The sequence below is a fragment of the Pseudoalteromonas sp. TB64 genome (assembly GCF_000498095.1).
Classification (GTDB): Bacteria; Pseudomonadota; Gammaproteobacteria; order Enterobacterales; family Alteromonadaceae; genus Pseudoalteromonas.
The window spans coordinates 1-8,420 of record NZ_AUTQ01000107.1; the positions used below are offsets into that span (position 1 = coordinate 1).

Here is an 8,420-nt window from a genome sequence, read left to right on the forward strand (position 1 = left end):
CCGGCTGGGAGCCATTAATTGATATTATTGGTGTGCGTAAAGCGTATTCAGAAAACCATACAGATTTTACTGAACAAAAAGCATTAAGGTATTTACTTGTTGGTAGTGATAATAGCTCGTCAATTTTAAACTCTATTACCTCTGCACGAGAAAGCGCGCGTACAATCCGCGATGTAATTCCGCGAGATGTGTGGGAAGAAATTAACTCTCTTTATTATTATGTAAAAGATAATCAAAAAGAAGGGATAACAAAGCGCGGACGTTTTGATTATTTAAAAAAGATTATAGATTCAGCCCATCAAATATTTGGGGCGTTAGATGCCACAATTAATCACGATCAGGGCTATGTTTTTATCCGCTTTGGTTCGATTATAGAGCGCGCAGACATGACATCGCGAATTTTAGATATTCGCTCAGCTACGTTAATTACTAATGAAGAGGAAGTGAAGCCATTTGATAATATTCAGTGGATCAGTTTATTGCGCTCATTAAGTGCTTATCAAATGTATCGCCAAGAAATGGGCGTTAGAGTACAGCGTGCTGATGTAATAGAATTTGTGATGCACAGCAAAGTATTCCCACGATCTATTTTATTTTGTATGAATGAATTAAAAGCATTGGTTTTACCTTTGCCAAACTCAACAGAAATTATTAAATCTATTGATGATGCAATTGTTGAGTTAGAAAATAAAGACGTACGAGTACTTAAAAATGGTCTGTTGCATGACTTTATCGATGAAATACAGATAGACTTAGCTGGAATACATAATGGACTAGCCGAGACGTATTTTTTAAAGCAAGCCGAATAAAATATATTTTAAAATGACTACTTAACCTGAACTCTGTTTGAAATAGATTTATTATTCAGAATTCAGGTTACTTAGCTTTTAGTAGTTATTTTTTTGATCAAATTTATTTATACTAATTCAAATATCTGCTTAATCAATCTTCACCTTCTCAGTCTTTGGTATCGTAATGAAAATAATCTCAACCAACATCTCAAAAATAAAAACAGTGGTTCACAATAGTAAAGAGGTTAAAACGGGAATATTTAAAATTCCAACTAACGAGCCTGTAGTAATTGAAAAGCTAAATATTATAGGTGACGAGCAAGCAGATTTAGTTAACCACGGCGGGGTAGATAAAGCGGTATATGCTTTTTCGCACAATCATTACGACTACTGGAAACAAACACTTGAAAACGAAAATTTAAATTTTGGGATTTTTGGTGAAAACTTCACGATTACAGACCTTGATGAAGAAAATATACACATAGGTGACCATATTCGTGTAGGCACTACGCTGTTAGAGGTAAGTCAGCCTCGAGTACCCTGTTTTAAACTGGCTATTGCGCTTAATAATAAAAATAGCCTCAAACTGTTTACCCAGCATTACTGTACTGGGGTTTATTTTAGGGTACTAGAGCAGGGCGTTGCAAAAACGGGTGATAGTGTTGTTATCGAGAAGAAAGTCTCGCACGACATATCAGTTAAAAGGCTGTTTCAGGCGTTTTTTGATAAAAAATATGTAGGTTATGAAGACGTACTTTTACAAGCACTAGAAATACCTGAACTAGCCTTAGAATGGCAAGAAAAACTTCAAAAAAAATTATCTATAAAAAGTGATTAATATATTCACTTAACCTAGGAGTAAACTTAGGTATTTACTTCTTATGGTTTGCTCTTAAAGGATACAAACTTGTATAGAGGTAGTTACTGTTATTGAGCTAGTTAGGTTACAAATTTGATACTTCGATTAAACGTTCTTTCAACTGCGCTTTGTTTTGCCTATTTATGAGAGCAATAATATAAGCTCTATATAGCTGCAGCCTAAATTCAGCGTTTTAAATTTAACCTCCATAGATAAACGTGCTTTAGCATTAACAAATCAAGATCAATATGCCCTAGTAAAAGCGATAATATCTGCTATACCTAATGTTATAAATACTATGCTTAATATAGCGTTACGCAAAAACCAATGATTAGTAGCATACAATAGGTGTCGCATATGAATATCTCTAAAAAATTGATGCTTATAGTAATACTAACTACAGCAGAAGTAAGCATTACTGTTTACTCTGCTTTTGAAATAGCCAAAGGCGCTAAGTTTCATCAACTTAATTTTCTCCACTTAAAATATGTTCATCAACTAACAAAGTCAGTTAAAAAAATAGAAAACAACATTCCTATAGATATAAATACTATTGAATCAGATATATTATTAATTAGACAACAACCGATAGGGTGTATCGAGGAAATAAATTTTTTAAATCATGCCATCATGAAGGCTATTAACACAGATCATACATTAACAATTTGTGAAAACGATATTGAAATTGCAAATGAAACTTTACTATCATTAGATCGATATAGAAAGGGTGAACTCAGTAGAGAAGCTTTTTTACTAAATCTTAATACTTCACTCAATGGTTTTAATAAAAATTCAGAAATGTTTGAAGAGCCAATCAGAAAAACAGTGTCGTTTGTACTAATGACTCTAATCCCACTTGTATTAATCATATCTTTTTTTAATATTATTTTTATTAGCTATTTATCTCGTACTATATCTAGTTCTATTCGAAATCTAACCCTGCTCTTATCAAGCAAACCCGACAGTACTATTAACCTAGATGATGAACTGGATATAAAAACATCGGGCGAATTGAAAGCATTAGTTATTGCAGCCAGGCAGCGGATTAAAAATGATCTTTTGAATATTGAGAACAGTATTGAACTCAAAGAAATTATAAACAGCCAAACAGCTTCTCTGCAGCAAGCAAATGATGAACTTGCCCAGTTTGCTTATCGGGCATCTCATGACTTGAAATCACCGCTGTCAGGGGCTAAATCCCTAGCGAATTTCGTTATTGAAGATATAAAAGCGGGAGAAACTGAAGAGGCAAGCCGAAATGCATTAGTTATTTATCAACAAATGGAAAAGTTAGAAACACTTGTTGTTGATATTTTATTGTTAGCAAAAGCAGAAATTGGTAATGAAGATAGAGATGTAATTGACTTTAATCAGTTGATTATTGATATGAAAGAGCGACTTACTTGGCTCATGAAAGATAATCCTTGTACGCTCGAAACAACAATTAATTTATCAGTACCTGTAAAGTCTGAAAAAGCGCGTTTTGCTCAAATTATTGAAAACTTAATATCAAACGGGCTGAAGTATTACGACAGAGATAAAGACGCGCCTTATGTTCATTTTGATATTTCTAATGAGCAAGAGCAGCTTATTATTACTGTTACCGATAATGGAATCGGAATACCTGAAAAACATCAAAGTGAAGTGTTTGATATGTTTAAGCGGTTTCATGCTGAGACTAGCAATGGCTCAGGTTTAGGAATGGCATTGGTTAAAAAGCATGTTGAATATTTAAATGGAGAAATATCGTTGCATAGCACTAATACGGGCACGACATTTGAAATAATAATACCAATGGATAAACTAATATGAAAAAAATTAAACCCCCTATATTAATTGTCGATGATAATGAAGTTGATCGGTATATTCTTAAAAGATTAATAAAAGAAGCAAAGTTGGAACTTACTATTTTTGAAAAAAAAGATGGTCAAGAAGCACTAGAGTTTCTTGAAAATTATGAAGCTAATAGAAAAGAACACCCAGATGGATTCCCTCCAATACTAATATTTTTAGATATTAATATGCCTAGGGTTAATGGCATTCAATTTTTAGAAGAGTTTTCTAAACTGAGAAAAATGATAGAGATCAGCTCTTGTGTGGTTATGATGTTTAGTTCATCTGAACGAGAAGAAGAAAAAAAGATTATAATGGGACATGATTTTGTTAAAGGTTATCTCGTAAAAGGAACTTTTCAAGCGGCAGATTTAAAAGAAAAAGTGCTGGCTGTTATTGGTCAGCATTTAGATAGCATTTAATTTATAGATATTTTTTAATTTGCAGAGTATTGCAAAGTAGTGTTGCACAGTACCAATCATTTAAATTATAGCGAGGAGTTTATAAGTTTTTGCTGGCTTTAGTGAGAGCTTATTTAATATGGTTATTTCCCTAAATCAGCCGATAACGATGTACAAAGGTAAGATATCAGTAGCGAAAGCTTCTTTTTATTTAGTTTCTTTTTCTCAGTTTTAGGGTAACGCAGGAGCTGTTAGTAAGCAGGTTGAAGCCTCATATAGCGATTAAATAGATAAATTAAACAAGTTTAATCTCATTAGATCAACAGGTCTTCGTAAGTAATAAACTAATTTCAGCCGCTGGCATAGGTTTTGAAAATAAATAACCTTGTAAGTAATCTATATCTAATTTTTTACATAAATTATGCTGAATTTGAGTTTCAACCCCTTCAGCCACTATAGAAAAATCTAGTTTTTTTAGCATTAAAGATAAGCTCTCGATTATTTTTAACCGTTTATTATTCTCGCCATCTAATGACTGCATACTCTTGTCTAATTTTACTATATCAATAGGGTAGGAAATAAGGTGAGATATGGATGAGTAACCCATACCAAAATCGTCCAACGCAATCTTAAACCCTTTGTTAGATAAAGAGGTTAATATACCAATAACCTCTTTACTATTTTCCATAAAAGCGGTTTCTGTTATTTCAAGAATAATGCTACTGGTTTTTAAATTATATTTTTCTACTGTTTTTAATAGGTAAGCTTGTAAAACCTCTTTTTGTAATTGTATGGGTGATATGTTGATTGATAGCGTTAATGGCGTTTGATAGTTTTTTTGCCATGAAGACAATTGCTCTAAAGCCGTCGAAATTATCCATTTACCAAGAGGTTCTATTAATCGGCATTCTTCAGCAATAGGAATGAACTCGTCAGGGGTATAACTAATTTTTGTATCAGGCCAACGTATCAGTGCTTCAACACCTGTCATTATTTGTGTTTTTGAGCAATATACAGGCTGATAAAATAATCTAAAGTTTTTTTCTTCTAAGTGTTCTTTTATACTATTTTGAATATCAACCCGGCGGCTAAATTCATACTGATATTGATTTTTATAGAAGCTAATTCTACCTTTACCGCTTTGCTTTGAACGATACATTGCAATATCAGCACATTTTAATAATTCATGTGATTCAATAGCATCGTTCGGGTATAGGGCACTTCCAATACTAACACTGCAATTTAAAGTTCTACCTTCATGTAAAAAGGGTTTAGAAACCTCTGCTAATATTCTGTTTGCTATCATACCTATTTGATTTATATTACAAATACCACCTATTATAACTGCAAATTCATCGCCCCCCAATCTCGCAAATCCTTCGTTTTGCCTTAGACAACTATTAATTCTTTTTACAGTTTCTAGTAAAATTTCATCCCCAACACTATGCCCAAGCGTATCGTTTATATTTTTGAAGTTATCTAAATCTAAAGCGAGTAATGCAACACAATTTTTAGCTCGCTTGTTGTTAGCTATCATTACTTTTAATATTTCTTCAAAATGATAACGGTTAGATAACCCCGTAAGCTGATCTCTTTCAGCCATATGTTTTACAGCGAGATAACTGTTATGCATGCGTTGTTCTGCTTCAAAGCGCTTTTTGGCATAAATAAGTGCTTTATTTAAACTATTTCTTGTGATGTCACCTTTAGGTAAAAAATCTTGAGCCCCCGCTTCTATACATTCAATAGCTAAATCTGAATTCTCAGATGAACTAATCATAATAATTGCAGTATTGCCTAATTTAGGTTTTGATCGCATCTCAATTAGCATCTCAATGCCGTCTTCTTTGGGCATATTATAATCGAGTAAAATTATGTCGAAATGATTGTTTTTAATTGCTTTTAATCCTTCAGAGACGCATGTTACTTCTGTAATATCATGAAGTTGAGAGCCATCTGAAATGAGCATCTTTTTTATCAACTTGCGATCTACTAAGTCGTCATCAACAATTAAAATATACATAAGTTCCTTAGAAGAGCGGCATCGAGATAAAATTTATTTTTAATAGATAATTCCATAACTAAATTTTTGGCCAATAAATAGTAAATGTACTGCCAAGTTTTCCATCAGAGGCTACTTCAATTTTGCCGCCATAATTAACAATAAGTTTATTTGCGATGCAAAGCCCAATACCGCTTCCCTCGATGTCATCACGAGATTGTAAAGTCTGAAACAATTTAAAAATAAGTGAAAAGTATTTAGGGTCAATTCCTGGTCCATTATCTGTTATTTTAATTATGTAATAATCTTGAGAGGGAAGTAGCGAAATATTTATAACACTATGTTTTTTATCGTTATGTTTTATTGCATTACAAATAAGATTTTGAAATACTGTTTTAAAAGGTATTGCAGGTATATTTAACAGTTCGTTATTTGTATTTAAATTAACGGTTACGTTTGATGGAATCTCTAGGGCTTCTGCTACATCACTGTAAATACTTATTAAAGACATACTTACACGGGTCGAATCACAGCTATTTATTTTTGAATAGCTTAGTAAATCTTCTAGCAGTACTTGCATTCTGTTAGTGCGGTTTATTACTAGTTGAAAGTTTTCTAAATGTTCTTCAGGAAGTAAATTTTTACAATCGTCAGAAATCCACTCTAATAAGCGTTTGATTGCATTCAGTGGCGACTTTAGATCGTGAGAAGCAATACTTGTAAATTCGTCAAGTTCACTATTCGCCTTTTGCAGTTTAGTGATCAGGTTTTCTTTTTCTGTTATGTCTCTACACACACCTAAAATGTATCGTTTGCCAGAGTTATCTTCAAAACGTTGCTTAATTGTTTCGACAATAATGTGTGAACCATTGGGTAAATGTAAGCTTTCAACTATTTTACTAATGCCGGAATCTAACGCAATTTTGTCTTGGGTTAAAAATATTCTAGCTTCATCATCGTCATAGTCTTCAATCGTAGTAGAGCCGATTATTTTACTTTGCATTTTTTTAGGGTAAATACCTTTAAATGCATCATTTATATATATAAATTTAAAGTTTTCGTTTTTTATAAAAATAAAATCTGTATTTAATTTAGAAATCATCGAATGTAGCTCTAGTTCTTTTGTTTTCTCTAGCATAGAGCTTTGCTGAACTAGTTGATTAACAATGTTTTTTTGTAGTGTACTTAATATTAAGGTTTCTTTTTTTGTTAGTAGGAAATCACTTTGCCTTTCGAACACTAACCATCCAAATTTAAGCTTTGATGGCAAAATAATTGGTGCTACAACCTTAAAAATTTTGGGATTTACATTTAATGGATCACCAGAAATACCTAGAGATGTACCATTAATTATAGATTCATTAAGTATGTCATTCACCAAATCATCTTTAGTAAGGGTTATTTTTGAACCGTGTTGACATAATTCAATTGGGCTTTGAGGTGTTTCTATAACAATAGAGCAGCCTGTAGCGTCAAAAATATTCAACACCAGCTCTGTTATGTTATATAAGTTTGTTTGAATTTCTTTATCGAAAAAAATATTCATTTGTTTTATATTTTTGATGATATATCTCCGATATAACCTTCTACATTATGCATTCATGACCCTTTAAATATATTACTAGCCCAAACTTTCACATTAGTAATGGGTGTAACAATTAATTAACTTATTGTAGTAGATTATTTTTAATATGCTTAAATTATTTATTCATATAATTTAGCTTCTAAATTATGACCTTACCTTATGTTGCAAAAGGTACTGGACTAGGGGTTTTATTTTTACAGGCATGTTTTAGATATTCTATTGAGTGATTACAATTTTTATCTAAAAGGTGTACTGGATTGCTCAGCTTTAACATGTTTTTACTATAGCTAATTATTGCTGGTAGCTAGCGGTGGTGGGGTTTGAAAGCGCTCAGCACTTCGTTGTTTAAATATTAATCGCTATATCGGGCTGTGAATAAAGTAGGGGGTTAAATTCAATTGCTACCAATCTATTTATTAGAATGTTTATTTGTATATAAACTTTTCTGGTGTGCTATATATAAGTAACAGCATTTATGCACACTTTCTTAGGTGTTTGATTTTAATGGAGTGATAGGCAAAATCTATCTATATGTTAGGAACAAACAATTTCACTTATAATAAGTAATAAGTAATAGTGTTGTTAAAGACGCATCATAGTCCGATGCGAACAAGAAATTATTTCATTCTAAAGTAGGAAAAATTATCTATGTCTAATAGCAAGTGTCCAGTAATGCACGGCGGTGCTACATCAACTGATGCAAATAAGGTTTGGTGGCCAAAAGCGCTAAACCTAGATATTCTTCACCAATACGATACTAAAACAAATCCATTAGAAGAAGATTTTGATTACCGTGAAGCTGTAAAAACACTGGATGTTGAAGCGCTTAAAAAAGATATGATTGCATTAATGACTGACAGCCAACCTTGGTGGCCTGCTGATTGGGGTCACTATGGTGGTCTTATGATTCGTATGACTTGGCACTCTGCGGGTACTTACCGTATTTCGG

6 protein-coding genes and 1 pseudogene are annotated in these 8,420 nt (G+C 32.5%); 5 read left to right on the forward strand and 2 right to left on the reverse strand.

Annotated elements, in window-relative coordinates:
* From L647_RS0108020 to L647_RS0108035, 4 genes are all read left to right on the forward strand, one after another.
* Window positions 1-809 (forward strand): alpha-E domain-containing protein (locus tag L647_RS0108020; protein WP_024596062.1); only part of this gene is annotated, 809 nt, incomplete at its 5' end.
* Window positions 810-975: 166 nt separating this feature from the next.
* The gene (locus L647_RS0108025; RefSeq protein WP_024610693.1) at window positions 976-1,629 is read left to right on the forward strand and encodes an MOSC domain-containing protein; all 654 of its coding nucleotides are present in this window, start codon (window positions 976-978) and stop codon (window positions 1,627-1,629) included.
* Between the two features lie 378 nt (window positions 1,630-2,007).
* Entirely contained in the window at window positions 2,008-3,462 is a 1,455-nt protein-coding gene (locus L647_RS0108030) for a HAMP domain-containing sensor histidine kinase (RefSeq protein WP_024610694.1), read from the forward strand.
* Complete coding sequence (locus tag L647_RS0108035) at window positions 3,459-3,905, forward strand: response regulator (protein WP_024610695.1); 447 nt, start codon at window positions 3,459-3,461, stop codon at window positions 3,903-3,905. The genes L647_RS0108030 and L647_RS0108035 overlap by 4 nt, the downstream gene beginning before the upstream one ends.
* 298 nt (window positions 3,906-4,203) lie before the next feature.
* Here L647_RS0108035 and L647_RS0108040 read toward each other — a convergent pair whose 3' ends face one another.
* A complete protein-coding gene (locus L647_RS0108040; RefSeq protein WP_024610696.1) occupies window positions 4,204-5,907 on the reverse strand; it encodes a GGDEF domain-containing response regulator in 1,704 nt (567 codons plus the stop codon).
* A 58-nt stretch (window positions 5,908-5,965) separates the two neighbouring features.
* A complete protein-coding gene (locus L647_RS01000000123865; RefSeq protein ID WP_024610697.1) occupies window positions 5,966-7,432 on the reverse strand; it encodes an ATP-binding protein in 1,467 nt (488 codons plus the stop codon).
* Between the two features lie 687 nt (window positions 7,433-8,119).
* Here L647_RS01000000123865 and L647_RS0108050 point away from each other — a divergent pair.
* Window positions 8,120-8,420 (forward strand): annotated as a pseudogene (locus L647_RS0108050) (catalase-peroxidase); the annotation flags it as partial.

Bases quoted from the DNA above. Each gene is read 5' to 3' on its own strand.
- L647_RS0108025 (WP_024610693.1), top strand. From the start codon at position 976: ATGAAAATAATCTCAACCAACATCTCAAAAATAAAAACAGTGGTTCAC.
- L647_RS0108030 (WP_024610694.1), top strand. From the start codon at position 2,008: ATGAATATCTCTAAAAAATTGATGCTTATAGTAATACTAACTACAGCA.
- L647_RS0108035 (WP_024610695.1), top strand. From the start codon at position 3,459: ATGAAAAAAATTAAACCCCCTATATTAATTGTCGATGATAATGAAGTT.
- L647_RS0108040 (WP_024610696.1), bottom strand. From the start codon at position 5,907: ATGTATATTTTAATTGTTGATGACGACTTAGTAGATCGCAAGTTGATA.
- L647_RS01000000123865 (WP_024610697.1), bottom strand. From the start codon at position 7,432: ATGAATATTTTTTTCGATAAAGAAATTCAAACAAACTTATATAACATA.